Here is a 17438-nt window from a genome sequence, read left to right as displayed (position 1 = left end):
GAGCATCCTATGAGGTCGCTGAGATGCTCCCTGCATATGCTCTCCCGGGCACACGGGGACCCGCGGAGGATCGGCGAGAGACCGCCGGAAACGCATCAGCCATACGCGAGGTCCGGCGAGGATCGATCCTCCTCGGGCCTCGCCAGCGATGGGGCGGATCCGTCAGGGCGCGATGTCGGAGCGGGAGTCGTCGGGAGCGCTCGCGCGACGCACGACCTCCACCTCCGACACCCGGCGGCGGTCCATGCTCGCCACCCGCAGCGTCACGTCTCCGACGGACACCGCGTCGCCCACGGCGGCGATGCGGCCGAGGCGGTCGACGACATAGCCGGCCACGGTGTCGTAGGTGCCGCGCTCGAGCTCCACGCCCGTGGCCTCGGCGAAGTCCTGCAGGTTCAGCCGTCCGTCGACCGTGCCGCCGAGATCGCCGATCTCGGGAACCGACGACTCCGCGTCGTACTCGTCGAAGATCTCGCCCACGACCTCCTCGATGAGGTCCTCGAGGGTCACGATCCCGTCGGTCCCGCCGTACTCGTCGACGATCACGGCGATGTGGTGGCCGTTCGCGCGCATCGTCGTCAGCGTGGGCAGCACCCGTGCGGAGGCGGGGAAGTAGGAGATGTCCCGCATGATCGTCGTGAGAGGACGGGTGTCGTCGGCTCCCGCGGAGTCGAACAGGTCGCGGACGTGCACGAACCCGACGATGTCGTCGATGGAGCTGTCGGTCACGGGGAAGCGGGAGAAGGGCTGTTCGTGCACCCGCGCGATGGCGTCGGCGATGGATCCGGCCCCGTCGAGGGCGACGACCTCCGGTCGCGGTCGCATCACCTCGCTGACCTCCCTGTCCCTGAGGGAGAGCACGTCGTCGAGGATGCGGCGCTCGTCCTCGGGGAGACCCTCGTGCGTGGAGACGATGTCGCGCAGCTCCTCGTCCGTCATCTCCTCCGCCGCCTTGTCGGGGTCGCCGCCGAAGAGCCGCACCAGCGCGTTGGTGGAGACCGACAGGAGCCAGATGACCGGTCGCATGAGCTTCGCGAAGCCGTTCAGGACGGGGGCCACCGCGTACGCGAAGGAGGCGTTGCGCTGGATCGCGAGCCGCTTGGGGGCGAGCTCGCCGAGCACGAGCGAGAGGTAGGCGATCAGCAGCGTGAGGACGATCGTCGCCACGCTGCCGGCGACGGCGGGCGCGAGCCCCGCCGCGACCAGCACGGGGGCCACCGCGGGGGCGATCGAGGATGCGCCGTAGGCCGCGGAGAAGAACCCCGCGACGGTGACCCCAATCTGCACGGCGGACAGGAACGTGTTCGGGTTCCGTGCCAGGCTGGCGACCTTCTCGCCGCGCTTGCCCCGTTGGGAGATCGCGTTGATCTGACTCTCGCGGAGGGTCACGAGCGCCATCTCCGTGGCGGCGAACACGCCGCCGACGAGGACGAACGCGATGACGAGTGCGATGTTGAGGATGAGCTCGCCGCTCATCGGAGGAGCCCCTCACGCAGGGGGCTGTGACGGTGCGCCGCACCGCCGGGACTGTGGCAGTCGGAGTCGGGATCGCTATGTCGGCTCATGGCACAAGGGTACGGGGCATGCGGGGGAGCGGCCAGGCCGCGCACGACACGGGATGGGCGAATCCCCGTCAGCCCGCGTCCGTCTGTCGTATGCTGGTCTCCGCAAAGGGAGTACTTCCGACCGCGGTCGGCTCGTCATTACGGATCCAGCGCCGGGTCCCGGGCCGCCGGTTCCGACTTATGTCGGAGCGAAGGAGACTTTGACGTCCGTCATCCGTTCCTCGCCCCTCTTGGGAGACTCTCCGTGCAGATCACGCCCCTCGTCTGGATCATCACCATCGCGGTGACGATCGCGTTCTTCGTCTACGAGTTCTTCGCGCACGTCCGCAAGCCGCATGAGCCGACGATCGGCGAGTCGGCCCGGTGGTCGGCCTTCTACATCGGCCTCGCGCTGCTGTTCGGCGTCGGCATCGGCGTCGTGTCGGGGTGGACGTACGGCGGCGAGTACTTCGCCGGATACCTGACGGAGAAGGCGCTGTCGATCGACAACCTCTTCGTCTTCCTCATCGTCATGACGGGCTTCGCCGTGCCGAGGATGTATCAGCAGAAGGTGCTGATGATCGGCATCGTGATCGCCCTGATCCTCCGCGGCGGGTTCATCGCCGTCGGCGCGGCGCTCATCGAGAACCTTTCATGGATCTTCTACATCTTCGGCGCTCTGCTGCTCTTCCTGGCCTACAGGCAGGCGTTCTCGGACCACGAGTCCGACCCGGCGAACGGCCGTTTCATGAAGCTCGTCCGCCGTGTCCTCCCGGTCACCGACGAGTATCACGGCGACCGCCTGACGGTGAAGAAGGACGGCACGCGCTTCATCACGCCGATGATGCTCACGATCATCGCCATCGGGTTCATCGACCTCATCTTCGCGGTGGACTCCATCCCGGCCATCTACGGCCTGACGAACGAGGCGTACATCGTCTTCACGGCGAACGCGTTCGCGCTCATGGGGCTGCGTCAGCTGTTCTTCCTCATCGGCGGTCTGCTCTCGCGGCTCGTGTACCTCGCGCAGGGGCTCGCGGTCATCCTCGCGTTCATCGGCGTGAAGCTCGTGTTCCACGCCCTGCACGTGAACGAGCTCCCGTTCATCAACGGCGGCGAGCCCGTCGAGTGGATCCCGGAGATCCCGATCTGGTTCTCCCTGCTGTTCATCGCCGCGACCATCACCGTCGCCACCGTCGCAAGTCTCCTCAAGACGCGCGGCGACCGTGTGCGTGCGGAGCAGGCCGCGGACGCCGGGCAGGACGCGCCGTCCGACGACTCGGCCCGCCCCACGGACCGCTGACCCTCGGTACGGGATCCCGCTCGCGGATCCGTCATCCCCGTCGTCTGACCGCGTCGTAGGCGTCGAGCGCCCGCCGTCGCGACGACAGGAGGTCGACGATCGGGGCGGGCCCCTCGCCGTCGGCGTGGTCCGGAGCCCATCGGCGGACGTACTCGCCGTGCGGGTCGAACTTCTTCGCCTGCAGCTCCGGGTTGAAGACGCGGAAGTACGGTGCGGCGTCGGCGCCCGAGCCGGCCACCCACTGCCAGTTGAAGGGGTTGCTCGCGGCATCGGCGTCCACGAGCGTGTCCCAGAACCACTGCTCGCCCTGCCGCCAGTCGATGAGCAGGTTCTTCACGAGGAACGACGCCACGACCATCCTCACGCGGTTGTGCATGGCGCCCGTGCGCCACAGCTCCCGCATCCCGGCGTCGACGAGCGGGATGCCCGTGCGCCCGCCCTCCCAGGCGTGGAGAGCGTCGGTGTCGAGGGGCGGCCAGGGGAAGGCGTCGTATCGACGGTCGAGGTTCATGGTGTGCAGGTCGGGATGATGGAACAGCGTGTGCCACGCGAACTCGCGCCAGCCGATCTCGGAGAGGAACCCGCCGACGTCCGCGCCCGAGTCGATCGCCGCGTGCCACACAGTGAAAGGGCTCACCTCGCCCCAGCGGAGCCGCGGCGACAGCGCCGAGGTCACGCCTGATGCGGGCTCGTCGCGCGCGCGTCCGTAGTCGGCGACGTCCTCGGAGAGGAACTCCTGCAGCCGCCGCCGGGCGGCGGGCTCGCCGGGCTCCCAGGTCTCCCGCAGGCCATCGGCCCAGTCCGGGCCGGCGGGGAGGAGCCCCCAGTCGTCGAGCGCGTCCGAGGCGGGCCGTCGCGACGGCCCCGGGAGCGAGCGCGGCTCGGGCAGCGGGTCGCGTGGCTCCGGCATGGCGAGGCAGGCGCGCCAGAAGGGCGTGTAGACGCCGTAAGGACGGCCTGCTCCGGTGCGGATGGTCCACGGTTCGAACAGCAGCGAACCCGCGAAGGACCGTGCCTCGACGCCGTCGTCGCGCAGGGCGCTCTTGACGGCCGTGTCGATCTCCCGCTCGGGTCCGCCGTAGCGCCGGCTCCACAGCACCGCCGAGGCGCCGGCCTCCGCGACGAGCCGGGGGACCACCTCCGCCGCGCGTCCGCGGCGCAGCACGAGCGTCGAGCCGCGGTCCGTCATCCGCTCGCCCAGCGAGGCGAGGGAGTGGTGCAGCCACCAGCGGGCCGCCCCGCCGAGCGGGCGCACGCCGTCCGACTCCTCATCGAGCACGTACACGCCCACCACCGGCTCGTCCCGCTCGAGCGCGGCGCGGAGCGCGGGATGATCGGCGAGGCGCAGGTCGTCGCGGAACCAGACGAGCGTGGTCATCCCGCCACGCTACGTCGGATCGTCGCCTGCTTCACCGGCTTGACACGGACGGGGTGCGCTGACGGTGGGCGTCGGGACGGCTCAGCGCGCCGTGAACCGGGCCTCGACGGTCGCGGAGACGACGATGTCGTCCGGCTGGTAGTCCATGGCGGGGGAGGAATCCGAGCCGTTGACGGAGAACGCCGCCGCGCGCGCGGTCTTCGGGACGATGGGGGAGCCGCCGTCTCCGCGCGAGAGGAGCCCGACGTCGGCGATCTCGAGCGGCACGACCGTGCTCAGCCCCAGCGCCTCCGCGTACGCCGTGGCACGCGCCACGGCGACGCCGACGGCGCGCGCCGCGACGTCGCGCTCGACGCTCGCCCGCGTCCCGGGAGTCAGGATCCAGCGGACGTCTCCGATCTCGACGCCGTCCCATGACGAGACCTCCGAGACCCAGACGGAGAGCTCCGCGGCGTCGGCGAAGGTCGCGGTGAAGTCGACGCTCGCGGAGAAGACCGGGGCGGACCGCCTGCCCTCCTTGCCCCAGGAGCGTTGCGCGTGCACGGCGAGCCGCTTGCTCGACCACTCGACCACGGTCCCCGACACCTCGCGGGCGACGATGCCGTCGCGCACGGGCTCGGCGAGGGCGAGCGTCCGTTCGACGACCTCCGCGCGGGCGGGGCCCTCCGTGCGCACGGAGAGATGAAGGGAGGCCTGCTCGGGCGCGATGCGCGCCTCGTCGTCGCCGCGGACCGTGATGATGACGTCGCTCATATGCGCGACTCTACGCGGGGAGGATGCGAGGGGCCTCGATCAGGGGCTCCCCCGCGATCGATGCGTAGGCGTCGCGGAGCAGGCCGATGGCCGGATGCGCGGGATCCCACGTCACGTCGTCGATCGCCGCCACCGCGCGGACGCCGCCACCCGCGTTCGTCGCGAACGCCGCCTCCATCCCCGGCAGATCGGACGCCGACACCGGACGCCTCGTCACGAGCCCGTCGTGCGCCTCCGACAGCAGCGACATCGTCACGCCGGGGAGCGCATCCGCCTCCGGCCACACGAGTCGTCCCCCGTCGACAAAGCCGAGGTTCCACGTGGGGCCCTCGCTCAGCCGGCCCGTCGCGTCGACGAACACGGCGTCGTCGAAGCCGGCCCGCTGCGCCCGGCGTCGTTCGTGCAGCGCGCCGAAAAGCCCCGTGTGCTTCACGGCGGGAAGGTCGCGCTGGTATCTGGTCGTGCGCAGCCGCAAGGGCGCGTCCGCAGAGGGCGCGACCCCACGCGGCGAGACGAGGACGCGAGGCGCCGCGTCGCCGCCCGGTCGCTGGAGCCCGAGCGCCGGGTCGAACACCGTCACGCGCACGACGACGCTCTCGTCCTCGTCGGCGATCGCCGCGCGGACGAACCCGCGCACGGCATCGACGTCGAGCTCGGCGTCGAACACCGTGCGACAGTCGCGCACCAGCCTCTCGAGGTGCCGCGACAGCCCGCGCACCCGGCCGCCGTCGACGCGCATGGTCGTGAAATGGCCGTGGTTCACGAGAGCGAGGGCCTGCAGCCGGTCGATGCCGACCGCGGCGCCGTCGAGCTGCTGCATGCGCCTCAGTCTCCCACGTGCCGCACAATAGTGACGATGACGAAGGGACACGCGAGACGCCGTCGAGTGCTCCTCGTCGACAACTACGACTCGTACACGGGAAACCTGCTGCAGCTGATCTGGGGCGCGACGGGCGACGCCCCCGATCTCGTCGAGAACGACCGCGTCGACCTCGACGCGCTGGGCGACTACACCCACATCGTTCTGAGCCCCGGCCCCGGGACCCCGTATCGCGCCGCGGACGTCGGCCTCGGGATCGAGGTGCTGCGCAGGACGACCGCGCCCGTCCTGGGGGTGTGCTTCGGATTCCAGACGATGGCCGTGGCGCTCGGCGGGCGGATCGTCTCCGCCCCGCACCCCGCCCACGGTCGTGTCGACGAGGTCTCCCACGGGCCCTCCGGCCTCTTCGACGGCGTCCCGGAGAGGTTCGACGCCGTCCGCTACCACTCGCTCGTGCTCGGCGAGCCGGTTCCCGAGGGGCTGCGGGTCACGGCGCGCTCGGGGGACGGCCTCGTCATGGCGGGGGAGATCCCCGAACGAGGCTGGTACGGCGTGCAGTTCCATCCCGAGTCCGTCGCCACGGAGCACGGCGCGCGCCTCGTCGAGAACTTCCTCGCGACGACGGACGGCGACGGGAGGCGGCGGCCGTGATCGCCGACGAGCGACCGGGCACCTGGCTGGTCTGGACCGAGGAGCATCCGCTCGAGGCGGAGCCCGACGCGCTTTTCGCACACCTCTACGGCGCGGACGGGGCGCCGGCCGTCTGGCTCGACAGCGCGTCGCAGGCGTACGGCTCCGGCCGATACTCCCTCATGGGCGCGCCCGAAGGCCCGCGCGACCACGTCCTCGCCTTCTGGGCGGCGGACGGCCGGCTCGCGGTGGACGGGCAGCCCGCGGGAACGGGGCACGACCTCTGGCGGCTCGTCGGCGAGCGTCTCGACCGCAATCCGTCGGAGGCCCCCGCGGGGCTGCCCTTCGCCGGCGGCTACGTGGGAGCCGTCGGCTACGGCGTCAAGAGCGTCGGAGCGCGACCGCGCTCCGACGCTCCCGACGCGCAGCTCGCGCACCTCAGCCGGTTCCTCGTCCTCGACCACCTCGTCTCGCGACTGCACGTCGTGGCGACCGGTCCGGCCTCCGACGAGGCGGAGGCGCGCGCATGGATCGAACGCACCGTGGACCGGATCGCGCACGTCCGTCCGCTGCCGCGTCCGGCCGCCCCGGTGCGGGCGGGCGCGGCGGCGACGAGCGTGACCCGCGATCGATATCTCGACGACCTCGCGGCCGTCCGCGCCTGGCTCCGTGCCGGCGACTCGTACGAGGCCTGCTACACGTACAGCCTGCGGTTCGCGTCCGACGAGGCGCCGTTCGACGTCTATCGCCGCCTGCGTCGCACCAACCCCGCCCCGTATGCGTCGTACCTCCGGCTCGACGGGCGCGACGTCCTCTCGTGCTCGCCGGAGAGGTATCTCGCCGTGACGAGCAGCGGATGGGCCGAGACGAAGCCGATCAAGGGGACGGCGCGACGCGAGGCGGATCCCGCCTCCGATCGCGAGGCCGCTCGCGCGCTCGCGGCGGACCCCAAGACGCGCAGCGAGAACCTCATGATCGTCGATCTCCTCCGCAACGACCTGGGGCGGGTCTGCGCGCCGGGCACCGTCACGGTGCCCCGGCTCATGGCCGTGGAGAGCTACGCGACCGTGCACCAGCTCGTGACGTCGGTGCGCGGCCGCCTGCTGCCGCGGCGGGCCGCCGCCGTGCACGCGGCGGAGGCGCTCTTCCCGCCGGGATCGATGACCGGCGCGCCCAAACGCCGCACGGTGGAGCTGCTCGACGGCCTGGAGGCGGCGGCGCGGGGCCTCTACTCGGGCGTGATCGGGGCGTTCTCCCGCTGCGGCGCCGTCGACCTCGCCGTCGTCATCCGCACCGCCGTGGTCTCCGACGGGCTCGTCGAGATCGGCACCGGCGGCGCGATCACGATCGAGAGCGACCCGGAGTCCGAGGCGGACGAGACGGTCGCGAAGGCGACCCCCCTCCTGCAGGCGTTCGGGCGAACCCACCCGTTCGAGGCCCGCCGCGGGAGAGCGGGAGCATGACGCGCGGCGGCGGAACCCGCGCGGTCCGCCTCGCCGTCGCCCTCCGGCCGACGTCGCGGCTCCGAGGCCTTCTCGCCCGAGTCCGCGCAGCGGAGGAGAGGCGAGGCGCTCATGATCCGGTGCTCCCGTGTCCCCAGACACCCAGCCCGAGGAACACCAGGCCCGCGATCAGGGAGCCGGCCGCGAACGCCGGACGGAGATCGCGAGCCGCCAACCAGGTGTATCCCCGGGTGACTCGTCCGGCCAGCGCCGGGAATCGTCTCCACGCCCACGACGCCGCGAGGTAGGGTCCTGTGAGCGTGACGAGGAAGACCCCGTAGAGCAGGGCGCGGACGAGGAGATCATCACTGGCGCCCGTGACGACCCGGCCCGTGACATACATCGTGGCCACCCCGCTGACGCCGATCACCGTATTGGCGAGTCCCAGCAGGAGCATGCGACGGGGATGTCCGCCCGGGGCCTCCCGGATGCCGGGCGTCGACCGCCGCGGGGTCCGTGCGCGAGAGAAGACGACGACGGCGAGCAGGACGAAGACCGACCCGGCGGCGAGATCGACGCCGCGCCTGATCAGAAGCTCCTCGACATGACCGCGCAACGCCGCGGCGAGGGTGTCGGGATCGAACACCCGGAAGACGAAGAACAGGATCGAGGCCCCCGCCGCGATGCCGGCCGTGAGCCACCGTATCTCCCGTCCCGGGCTGCGGGAGCGGGTGAGGAGATGCAGCGCCACACCGTAGAGCGTCGGACTGAAGCCCATCACCAGTCCGAGGCCGAGCAGGCTGAGACTCGCGCTGACGACCCGCACGAACTCGCCCTCCGCCACGGGCCACAGTCTTTCACAGCCCCGGAGGTCGCCGACCGCGCCGATGCGGGGTGACGGGTGCGATCAGTCGGCGTCGCCGATGGCGACGGCCTCCGCCTGCTCCGCGGCGCTCTCCTGCCGGCCGTCCGCTCGCCGGAGCAGCCGGCGGCCGGAGAAGACGACGAGGGCCGCGACGAGAGCCGCCGCCGTGCCGAACGCGTACGGGGCGGTGTGCCCCCATTCCTCCGCGAGGAGGGCGGCGATCGGCGGGGCGGCGGCGCCGCCCAGGAAGCGCACGCCCGAATAGGCGGACGACGCGATGGGCCGCGGTATCTCGGTCGCCTCCATGACCGTCTCGGTCAGGATGGTGTTCATGAAGCCGTAGAGCAGGCCGCCCACGACGATGCAGGCCACGAGGGCCGGCTTGCTGTCGACGAGCAGTCCCGCGATGAGCAGATCGATCGCGATGAGCGGCAGGACGATGACGATCGCGGTGGTGCGCTTCACGAAGCGCAGCAGCAGGGGCGCTCCCCAGATCGAGGTGATCGCGAGGCCCAGGCCCCAGCCGAAGAAGGTGAAGCCGATGCCGAGCGCGGAGAAGCCCAGGGGGAACGGCGAGTAGGCCAGCAGAACGAAGAACGAGATGTTGTAGAAGACGGCGGCGACGGCGAGGAGCCCCAGCGCCGGATCGCCGAGTGCGCGGAAGGCGGCGGTGAGCCGCACGGGCGCCGGCTGGGGAGAGCCGGCGGGAACCCGGAGGAGCACGGCGATGGCGATGAAGGCGACCGCCATGAGCGTCGTGACGCCGAAGAACGGCGCACGCCAGGTGACCGAGCCGAGCAGGCCGCCCACGAGCGGGCCGATCGCGAGGCCGAGGCCGAGGGCCGCCTCGTAGAGCATGATCGCGTTGGCGCTGCCGCCCGCCGCCGCGCCGACGATCGTCGCGAGCGCGGTCGAGATGAACAGTGCGTTGCCGAGACCCCATCCGGCCCGGAAGCCGATGACGGCGTCGACCGATCCGCTCATCGCGCAGAGGAACGCGAAGACGAGGATGAGCGCCAGCCCGATCAGGAGCGTCCGCTTCGCCCCGATGCGGCTGGAGATGAAGCTCGTGAAGAGCATCATGATGCCCGTGATGACGAGATAGCTCGTGAACAGCAGCTCGCTCTCCGCGGGAGTGGCGTGCAGCTGGTCGGCGATGGCGGGGAGGATGGGATCCACGAGCCCGATGCCCATGAACGCCACCACGCTCGCGAACGCCACGGCCCACACCGGCATCGGCTGATGCCACACGGACCCCGTCTTCTCTCCTGCGCTCATCGTGCCGATGACCCCTCTCGTCGTGTGTCGTGCGTCGTGTCGGGTCCGTTCGTCCGCGCGTCGAGCAGTGCGGCGGTCGTGCGGATGGCGTCCCAGTCGGCCGTCCCGAGGTCGGAGAAGCGGGGGAGGAGGGCGTCGACGAGCTGCACGCGCCACGCCGCGTATGCGTCGTTCCCCCGCGAGGTCGCGAGCACGCGCACGGCGCGCGAGTCGTCCGGGTCCGGCTCGCGGCCGACGAGACCCGCTCGTTCCATCCCGCCGATCAGCCTCGTCATCCCCGGCTGCGTGACGCGGCTGAGGCGGGCGAGCTCGCCGATCCGCAGGGGACCGTGGTCGCGGAGGATGGCGAGCGTGCGCCACTGCGCGGCGGGGGCCTCGTTGCGCGTCTCGAGCGCGGCGACGCGGGTCAGCGCGTGCGCCGCGATGATGATGCTCTCGAGGTCGCGGGCGTGATCCATACGAAGATCATACCTCGGTTATATAACTAAGGCATGCATTGGGGACGACGACAGCTGCGGGAGAAGCGGCTTCCGCCTACTTCCGCTTCTTCTCGTGCGCCTTCTTCGCGTCGGCCTTCGAGGTCCCCGCGGCGTACTTGTACTCCTTGCCCGCGATGGGGGAGTCGTCCGACACGGTCCCGCCGCGGGAGGCGGTCCTGATGTCGCGGATCTCGCCGAGGGCCAGGGCGAAGGTGATGCCCCACCCGATCCACGCGAGCGCCACGCGCCAGGTGAACCGGCGATCATCCGATCCCCTGAGCAGGGAGTACCCGCTCGTGATCGCGCCGACGAGTCCGGTTCCCAGGAGGTACTTGCGCATGATCCCACGGTAGCGCGAGGGCCGTGCGCGCGCACGGAGCCGACGCGTGGCCGAGGTCGCAGGCGGACGCGGGCCTGCCCGACCGGCGTTCATCACGCGCGCGGATAACGGAGACGGCATGAGCCGTCAAGGGCCGTGGCCCCACGATGACAGCGAGAAGCCCCTGGATAGACTGGGCGCGACACGGAGGAGCGTCATGCCCAAAGCGGATCTCGTCGTAGTAGCCAACCGACTGCCCGTCGACCGGATCGAGGACGAGCGCGGAGAGCCCGCCTGGCGCCGTTCTCCCGGCGGTCTCGTCACCGCTCTCGAGCAGGTCATGAAGACCGTCGACGGCGCGTGGGTCGGCTGGGCGGGCAAGGCGGGCCTCACGGTGGAGCCCTTCGAGTTCGACGGAACGCAGCTCGTCCCCGTCTCGCTCGACGAGGAGGAGCTCGAGAGCTACTACGAGGGGTTCTCGAACGGGACGATCTGGCCGCTCTACCACGACGTCATCGCGACGCCGGTGTACAAGCGCTCGTGGTGGGACTCCTACGTCCGGGTGAACAGGCGCTTCGCGGAGGCGGCCGCGGAGGCGGTCGGCGAGGGCGGCGTCGTGTGGGTCCAGGACTACCAGCTTCAGCTCGTCCCGCAGATGCTCCGCGAGCTGCGGCCCGACGTGACGATCGGCTACTTCCACCACATTCCCTTTCCTGCATACGGCCTGTACTCGCAGCTGCCCTGGCGGCGCCAGGTGCTGGAGGGGCTGCTCGGAGCCGACGTCATCGGCTTCCAGCGCGTGGCCGACGCCGGGAACTTCCAGCGTTCGATCCGTCGCGTGCTGAAGTTCACCACCAAGAGCGACAGCATCACGATCCCTCAGCCGGACGGCACCTCGCGCACCGCCGTGGCGAAGGCGTACCCGATCTCCATCGACGCGCATTCCTTCATCGAGCTGGCGAAGGACCCGGCGATCCGTGACAGGGCGCGCGAGATCCGCGAGCAGCTCGGGAGCCCGTCGAAGGTGCTGCTCGGCGTCGACCGGCTCGACTACACGAAGGGGATCCGCCATCGGCTCAAGGCCTTCGGCGAACTGCTCGTGGACGGCAAGGTCAAGGTCGGCGACGTGACGCTCGTGCAGGTCGCGAGCCCGAGTCGACCCGGCGTCGAGGCCTACCAGGATCTGCGCGACGAGATCGAGCTCACGGTGGGGCGCATCAACGGCGACTACGACACCATCAACCACACGGCCATCCGATACCTGCACCAGGGCTTCCCCCGCGAGGAGATGGTCGCGCTCTACCTCGCGGCCGACGTGATGCTCGTCACCGCGCTGCGCGACGGGATGAACCTCGTCGCGAAGGAGTACGTCGCCGTGCACACCGACAATCGCGGCGTGCTCATGCTCAGCGAGTTCGCCGGAGCCGCGGACGAGCTGGGGAGCGCGCTGCTCGTGAACCCCCACGACATCGACGGGATGAAGGACACGATCATGCGGGCCATCGAGATGCCCGAGAGCGAGCAGTCGCGGCGGATGCGGAGCATGCGCAGGCGCGTGCTCGAGAACGACGTCGAGCGCTGGGGACAGAAGTTCCTCGCGGACGTGGAGGCGTTCCGCGCGGCCCGGACGAGACGGGGAGAGGACGCCGGATGACCCGGGCCCACGACGACCGGGGAGCCGACTCGCTGGAACCGATCGCGAAGGCCGATCGCCTCCTCGTCGCCCTCGACTTCGACGGCGTTCTCGCCCCCCTCGTCGACGAGCCGATGAGCGCGCGCGCGACCGCGCGCGGCGGAGCGGCGGTGGATCGCCTCGCCGCCCTGCCCCGCACGACGGTGGCGCTCGTGTCGGGTCGATCGCTCGCGGACCTCCGGATCATCGCCGAGCACGACGACGCCTCGCGCATCTGGCTGGCCGGCTCGCACGGCGCCGAGCACTGGCGGCCCGAGGGCACGCCGGCCCACGTCGACCCGGTCGCCGCCGACACCGCATCGGCGTCGCTCGCGGAGGCCGTGACGGCCGATGCCCGTCGCCTCGTCGCCGACGTGCCCGGCGTGAGGATCGAGCCCAAGGCCTACGGGTTCGCCCTGCACACGCGACTCGCCGGCCCGGACGAGACGGCGTCCGCCCAGGCCGCGATCGAATCCCTCGTCGCGCAGGCCGCCCCCGGATGGCGCCGCCGGACGGGGAAGGACGTCGTGGAGTTCGCCTGGCGGCACGAGGGCAAGGACACGGCCGTCGCCGAGCTGCGGAAGGCGACCGGAGCGTCGGCCGTGCTGTTCGCGGGCGACGACGTGACGGACGAGGACGCACTGCGTTCGCTGTGCCCGGGGGACCTCGGCGTGCACGTGGGCGAGGGGGAGACCGCCGCGTCGCTCCTCGTCCCCGATCCCGACGCGTTCGCCGAGTTGCTCAGCGCACTCGCCGATCTGCGCGCATCGTGACGACAACCGGCCGTCTCCGTTGACCCTCCTGCCATGCGCGCCGGGGCCGCTCCGCGCGAGGAATAGACTTCCCACGTGACAGACGCAGTTTCTCCCGAGATCGACATCAAGCCCCGCAGCCGAGTGGTGACGGACGGCATCGAAGCCACGACGTCGCGTGGGATGCTCCGTGCCGTCGGCATGGGCGACGCCGACTGGGACAAGCCGCAGATCGGCATCGCCTCCAGCTGGAACGAGATCACGCCCTGCAACCTGTCGCTCGACCGTCTCGCGCAGGGGGCGAAGGAGGGCGTGCACTCCGGCGGTGGCTACCCGCTGCAGTTCGGCACGATCTCGGTGTCGGACGGCATCTCGATGGGCCACGAGGGGATGCACTTCTCCCTCGTGAGCCGTGAGGTCATCGCCGACAGCGTCGAGACGGTCATCATGGCCGAGCGTCTCGACGGCACGGTGCTGCTCGCCGGTTGCGACAAGTCGATCCCGGGCATGCTCATGGCCAGCGCCCGGCTCGGCCTCTCCAGCGTGTTCCTCTACGCCGGCTCGATCGCCCCCGGCTGGGTCAAGCTCTCGGACGGCACCGAGAAGGACATCACGATCATCGACTCGTTCGAGGCGGTGGGCGCGTGTCGCGCCGGGCTCATGTCCGAGCAGGATCTCAAGCGCATCGAGTGCGCGTTCGCCCCCGGCGAGGGCGCGTGCGGCGGCATGTACACGGCCAACACGATGGCGTCGGTCGCCGAGGCCCTCGGCCTCAGCCTCCCCGGCTCGGCCGCACCCCCCTCGGCGGACAGGCGCCGCGACTACTTCGCCCACCGCTCGGGGGAGGCCGTCGTCGAGCTGCTGCGCCAGGGGATCACGACGAAGGACATCCTCACGAAGGAGGCGTTCGAGAACGCGATCGCCCTCGCGATGGCGCTCGGCGGCTCGACGAACGTCGTGCTGCACCTCCTCGCGATCGCCCGCGAGGCACAGGTGGACCTGAGCCTGCACGACTTCAACCGCATCGGGGACAGGGTCCCGCACGTCGCGGACATGAAGCCCTTCGGCCAGTACGTCATGAACGACGTCGATCGTCACGGCGGCATCCCCGTCGTGATGAAGGCGCTGCTCGACGAGGGCCTGCTGCACGGCGACGCGCTGACCGTGACGGGCAAGACGGTCGCCGAGAACCTCCGGGAGCTCGACCCCGACCCGGTCGACGGCGAGGTCATCCACACGTTCGACGACCCGATCCACGCCACGGGCGGCCTGACGATCCTGCACGGCTCGCTCGCACCCGAGGGCGCCGTGGTGAAGACCGCGGGCTTCGACGCGTCGGTCTTCGAAGGACCTGCGCGGGTGTTCGAGCGCGAGCGCGCCGCGATGGATGCCCTCGCGGCCGGCGAGGTAGAGGCCGGAGACGTCCTGGTCATCCGGTACGAGGGCCCCAAGGGCGGCCCCGGCATGCGCGAGATGCTCGCCATCACGGCGGCCATCAAGGGCGCTGGCCTCGGCAAGGATGTACTACTCTTGACGGACGGACGATTCTCAGGCGGCACAACCGGGCTGTGCATCGGCCATATCGCACCAGAGGCAGTGGACGCCGGTCCCATCGCCTTCGTGCGCGATGGTGATCTGATCAGGGTCGATATCGCGGCTCGCACTCTCGACCTACTCGTCGACGAGGCAGAGCTCGGCTCCCGCCGTCTCGGCTGGGAGCCCCTGCCCCCGCGCTACACCCGAGGCGTTCTGGCCAAGTACTCCCAGCTCGTGCGCTCCGCGGCCGAAGGCGCGACGACCGGCTGAGCCGGTCCGGCGCGCCGGCCGCATCCGCGGAGCGCACACTCGACCATCTAGCGAGGAATCATCATCATGCCCGCCGAATCTGCAACGGCCGTTCCCCGGCCGCCCGCCCGCACCCCCGCGCAAGCGCCCGTGCTCACGGGCGCCCAGGCGGTCGTCCGCTCGCTCGAGCTGCTCGGCGTGGCAGACGTCTTCGGCCTGCCGGGCGGCGCGGTCCTTCCGCTCTACGACACGCTGACGTCGGCGAACACCCTGCGTCACATCCTCGTCCGGCACGAGCAGGGCGCGGGGCACGCCGCCGAGGGGTACGCCGCCGCGAGCGGCAAGGTCGGCGTCGCGATCGCGACGAGCGGCCCCGGCGCCACGAACCTCGTCACGGCCATCGCCGATGCGTACATGGACTCGGTGCCGCTGCTGGCGATCACCGGCCAGGTCTTCTCGAACCTCATGGGGACCGACGCCTTCCAGGAGGCCGACATCGTGGGCATCACGATGCCGATCACGAAGCACTCCTTCCTCGTGAAGGACGCGGCCGAGATCCCGGGAGCCATCGCCGCGGCGTACGAGATCGCCTCGACGGGCCGCCCCGGCCCGGTGCTCGTGGACATCACGAAGGACGCCCAGCAGGCCGAGGCGCCGTTCGTGTGGCCGCCCCGTTACGACCTGCCCGGCTACCGTCCCGTGACCAAGGCGCACGGCAAGCAGATCCAGGCCGCGGTCTCGATGCTGGCCGAGGCGCGCAGGCCCGTGCTGTACGTCGGCGGCGGGATCATCCGCGCGCGTGCGTCCGAGGAGCTGAAGGCGTTCGCCGAGACGACCGGCGTCCCCGTCGTCACGACCCTCATGGCTCGCGGGGCCTTCCCCGACTCGCACGAGCAGCACCTCGGCATGCCCGGAATGCACGGATCGGTGCCCGCCGTGCTCGCGCTGCAGGAGAGCGACCTCCTCATCGCGCTCGGCGCGCGCTTCGACGACCGGGTGACGGGCAAGGCCGCATTGTTCGCTCCCGAGGCGAAGGTCGTGCACGTCGACATCGATCCGGCCGAGATCTCGAAGATCCGCATCGCCGACGTGCCGATCGTGGGCGACCTCAAGGACGTTCTCGTCGACCTCGAGACCGCGTTCCGTCCGGCGGCGGCGACCGCGTCGCCCGACTACGACGAGTGGTGGGCGTACCTGCGCGGGCTGCAGGACCAGTACCCCCTCGGGTACACCCCGACGACGGACGGTCTGCTCTCTCCGCAGCACGTCATCCAGCGGATCGGCGAGCTGACCGGCCCCGAGGGCGTCTTCGTCGCCGGAGTCGGCCAGCACCAGATGTGGGCCGCCCAGTTCATCAGGTACGAACGCCCCAACGCGTGGCTCAACTCCGGCGGAGCCGGCACCATGGGGTACGCCGTCCCCGCGGCCATGGGAGCGAAGGTCTCGCAGCCCGATCGCCCGGTGTGGGCGATCGACGGAGACGGCTGCTTCCAGATGACCAATCAGGAGCTCGCGACCTGCGCGCTCAACGGCATCCCCATCAAGGTCGCCATCATCAACAACTCCTCGCTCGGCATGGTGAGGCAGTGGCAGACGCTCTTCTACGACGGCCGCTACTCCAACACCGACCTGCAGACGGGGCACGACACCGTGCGCATCCCCGACTTCGTCAAGCTCGCCGACGCCTACGGATGCCTCGCCATCCGCGTGGAGAAGGAGGAGGAGATCGACGCCGCCATCGCGCTCGCGCTCGAGACGAACGACCGCCCCGTGGTGATCGACTTCGTCGTGAGCGCCGACGCCATGGTCTGGCCGATGGTGCCGCAGGGCGTGAGCAACAGCTATGTCCAGTACGCGCGCGATCACTCGCCCGCCTTCTCGGAGGAGGACTGACATGTCGTCGCACGTTCTGAGCCTGCTCGTCGAGGACCGGCCGGGTCTCCTCACCCGCGTCGCGGGCCTCTTCGCCCGCCGCGGCTTCAACATCCACTCCCTCGCGGTGGGCGTGACCGAGATCCCCGGGCTCTCGCGCATCACCGTGGTCGTCGACGTCGACGAGCTGCCGCTCGAGCAGGTCACGAAGCAGCTCAACAAGCTCATCAACGTCGTCAAGATCGTCGAGCTCGAGCAGTCGGCGTCCGTGCAGCGCGAGCACATGCTCGTGAAGGTGCGTGCCGACAACGCGTCGCGATCGAACGTGCTCGAGGTCGTGAACCTCTTCCGCGGCAGCGTCGTCGACTACGCCTCGGACGCCCTCGTGATCGAGATCACGGGCGATCAGGGCAAGGTCGCCGCCTTCCTCAAGGCGATCGAGCCGTTCGGCATCAAGGAGCTCGCCCAGTCGGGCCTGCTCGCCCTGGGCCGCGGCGGCAAGTCCATCACCGAGCGCGTCCTGCGCGGCTGACACTCCCATCCCCA

At 70.7% G+C, this 17438-nt stretch carries 16 protein-coding genes; 8 read left to right on the top strand and 8 right to left on the bottom strand.

What is annotated here, in order from left to right; translation table 11 throughout:
- Positions 1-162: 162 nt before the first annotated feature.
- Positions 163-1476 (bottom strand): hemolysin family protein, encoded by a 1314-nt coding sequence (locus N8K70_RS10420; protein ID WP_317138278.1) that lies wholly within the window; start codon positions 1474-1476, stop codon positions 163-165.
- Positions 1477-1809: 333 nt separating this feature from the next.
- On the opposite strand from N8K70_RS10420, the gene N8K70_RS10415 reads away from it, so the two are divergent.
- Entirely contained in the window at positions 1810-2847 is a 1038-nt protein-coding gene (locus N8K70_RS10415; protein WP_317138277.1) for a TerC family protein, read from the top strand.
- A gap of 31 nt (positions 2848-2878) precedes the next feature.
- On the opposite strand, the gene N8K70_RS10410 is transcribed toward N8K70_RS10415, so the two are convergent.
- The 3 genes from N8K70_RS10410 to N8K70_RS10400 form a co-directional block, all read right to left on the bottom strand.
- Positions 2879-4225, bottom strand: a complete 1347-nt coding sequence (locus N8K70_RS10410; RefSeq protein ID WP_317138276.1) for a cryptochrome/photolyase family protein — start codon at positions 4223-4225, stop codon at positions 2879-2881.
- 81 nt (positions 4226-4306) lie between these two features.
- Entirely contained in the window at positions 4307-4978 is a 672-nt protein-coding gene (locus N8K70_RS10405; RefSeq protein ID WP_317138275.1) for an SIMPL domain-containing protein, read from the bottom strand.
- A 10-nt stretch (positions 4979-4988) separates the two neighbouring features.
- The gene (locus N8K70_RS10400; protein ID WP_317138274.1) at positions 4989-5798 is read right to left on the bottom strand and encodes an aminotransferase class IV family protein; all 810 of its coding nucleotides are present in this window, start codon (positions 5796-5798) and stop codon (positions 4989-4991) included.
- A 36-nt stretch (positions 5799-5834) separates the two neighbouring features.
- Here N8K70_RS10400 and N8K70_RS10395 point away from each other — a divergent pair, with 36 nt between their 5' ends.
- A complete protein-coding gene (locus N8K70_RS10395; protein WP_317138273.1) occupies positions 5835-6449 on the top strand; it encodes an anthranilate synthase component II in 615 nt (204 codons plus the stop codon).
- Positions 6446-7891 (top strand): anthranilate synthase component I family protein, encoded by a 1446-nt coding sequence (locus N8K70_RS10390; protein WP_317138272.1) that lies wholly within the window; start codon positions 6446-6448, stop codon positions 7889-7891. The genes N8K70_RS10395 and N8K70_RS10390 overlap by 4 nt, the downstream gene beginning before the upstream one ends.
- Before the next feature lie 109 nt (positions 7892-8000).
- Here N8K70_RS10390 and N8K70_RS10385 read toward each other — a convergent pair whose 3' ends face one another.
- From N8K70_RS10385 to N8K70_RS10370, 4 genes are all read right to left on the bottom strand, one after another.
- Positions 8001-8714: a hypothetical protein gene (locus N8K70_RS10385; RefSeq protein ID WP_317138271.1), complete on the bottom strand. Its 714-nt coding sequence runs from the start codon at positions 8712-8714 to the stop codon at positions 8001-8003.
- 63 nt (positions 8715-8777) lie between these two features.
- Positions 8778-10013: an MFS transporter gene (locus N8K70_RS10380; RefSeq protein ID WP_317138270.1), complete on the bottom strand. Its 1236-nt coding sequence runs from the start codon at positions 10011-10013 to the stop codon at positions 8778-8780.
- A complete protein-coding gene (locus N8K70_RS10375) occupies positions 10010-10471 on the bottom strand; it encodes a MarR family winged helix-turn-helix transcriptional regulator (RefSeq protein WP_317138269.1) in 462 nt (153 codons plus the stop codon). Before N8K70_RS10375 ends, N8K70_RS10380 begins: the two co-directional genes overlap by 4 nt.
- Positions 10472-10547: 76 nt before the next feature.
- A complete protein-coding gene (locus N8K70_RS10370) occupies positions 10548-10832 on the bottom strand; it encodes a hypothetical protein (RefSeq protein ID WP_317138268.1) in 285 nt (94 codons plus the stop codon).
- A 196-nt stretch (positions 10833-11028) separates the two neighbouring features.
- Here N8K70_RS10370 and otsA point away from each other — a divergent pair, with 196 nt between their 5' ends.
- The 5 genes from otsA to ilvN all read left to right on the top strand — a co-directional run bounded on the left by otsA (position 11029) and on the right by ilvN (position 17424).
- Positions 11029-12465, top strand: coding sequence for an alpha,alpha-trehalose-phosphate synthase (UDP-forming) (gene otsA / locus N8K70_RS10365; RefSeq protein ID WP_317138267.1), 1437 nt, complete (start codon positions 11029-11031; stop codon positions 12463-12465).
- Positions 12462-13256, top strand: a complete 795-nt coding sequence (gene otsB / locus N8K70_RS10360) for a trehalose-phosphatase (protein WP_317138266.1) — start codon at positions 12462-12464, stop codon at positions 13254-13256. The genes otsA and otsB overlap by 4 nt, the downstream gene beginning before the upstream one ends.
- A 75-nt stretch (positions 13257-13331) precedes the next feature.
- Positions 13332-15041, top strand: a complete 1710-nt coding sequence (ilvD, locus tag N8K70_RS10355) for a dihydroxy-acid dehydratase (RefSeq protein WP_317138265.1) — start codon at positions 13332-13334, stop codon at positions 15039-15041.
- Positions 15042-15107: 66 nt separating this feature from the next.
- Positions 15108-16913, top strand: a complete 1806-nt coding sequence (locus tag N8K70_RS10350) for an acetolactate synthase large subunit (protein ID WP_317138264.1) — start codon at positions 15108-15110, stop codon at positions 16911-16913.
- A gap of 1 nt (position 16914) precedes the next feature.
- Entirely contained in the window at positions 16915-17424 is a 510-nt protein-coding gene (ilvN, locus tag N8K70_RS10345; RefSeq protein ID WP_317138263.1) for an acetolactate synthase small subunit, read from the top strand.
- The last annotated feature ends 14 nt before the right edge of the window (positions 17425-17438 follow it).

The sequence above is a fragment of the Microbacterium sp. AB genome, assembly GCF_032878875.1.
GTDB classification, from domain to species: domain Bacteria; phylum Actinomycetota; class Actinomycetes; order Actinomycetales; family Microbacteriaceae; genus Microbacterium; species Microbacterium betulae.
Note: the sequence above shows the minus strand (reverse complement) of the source record. Positions and strands in the feature narration are given on the sequence as shown.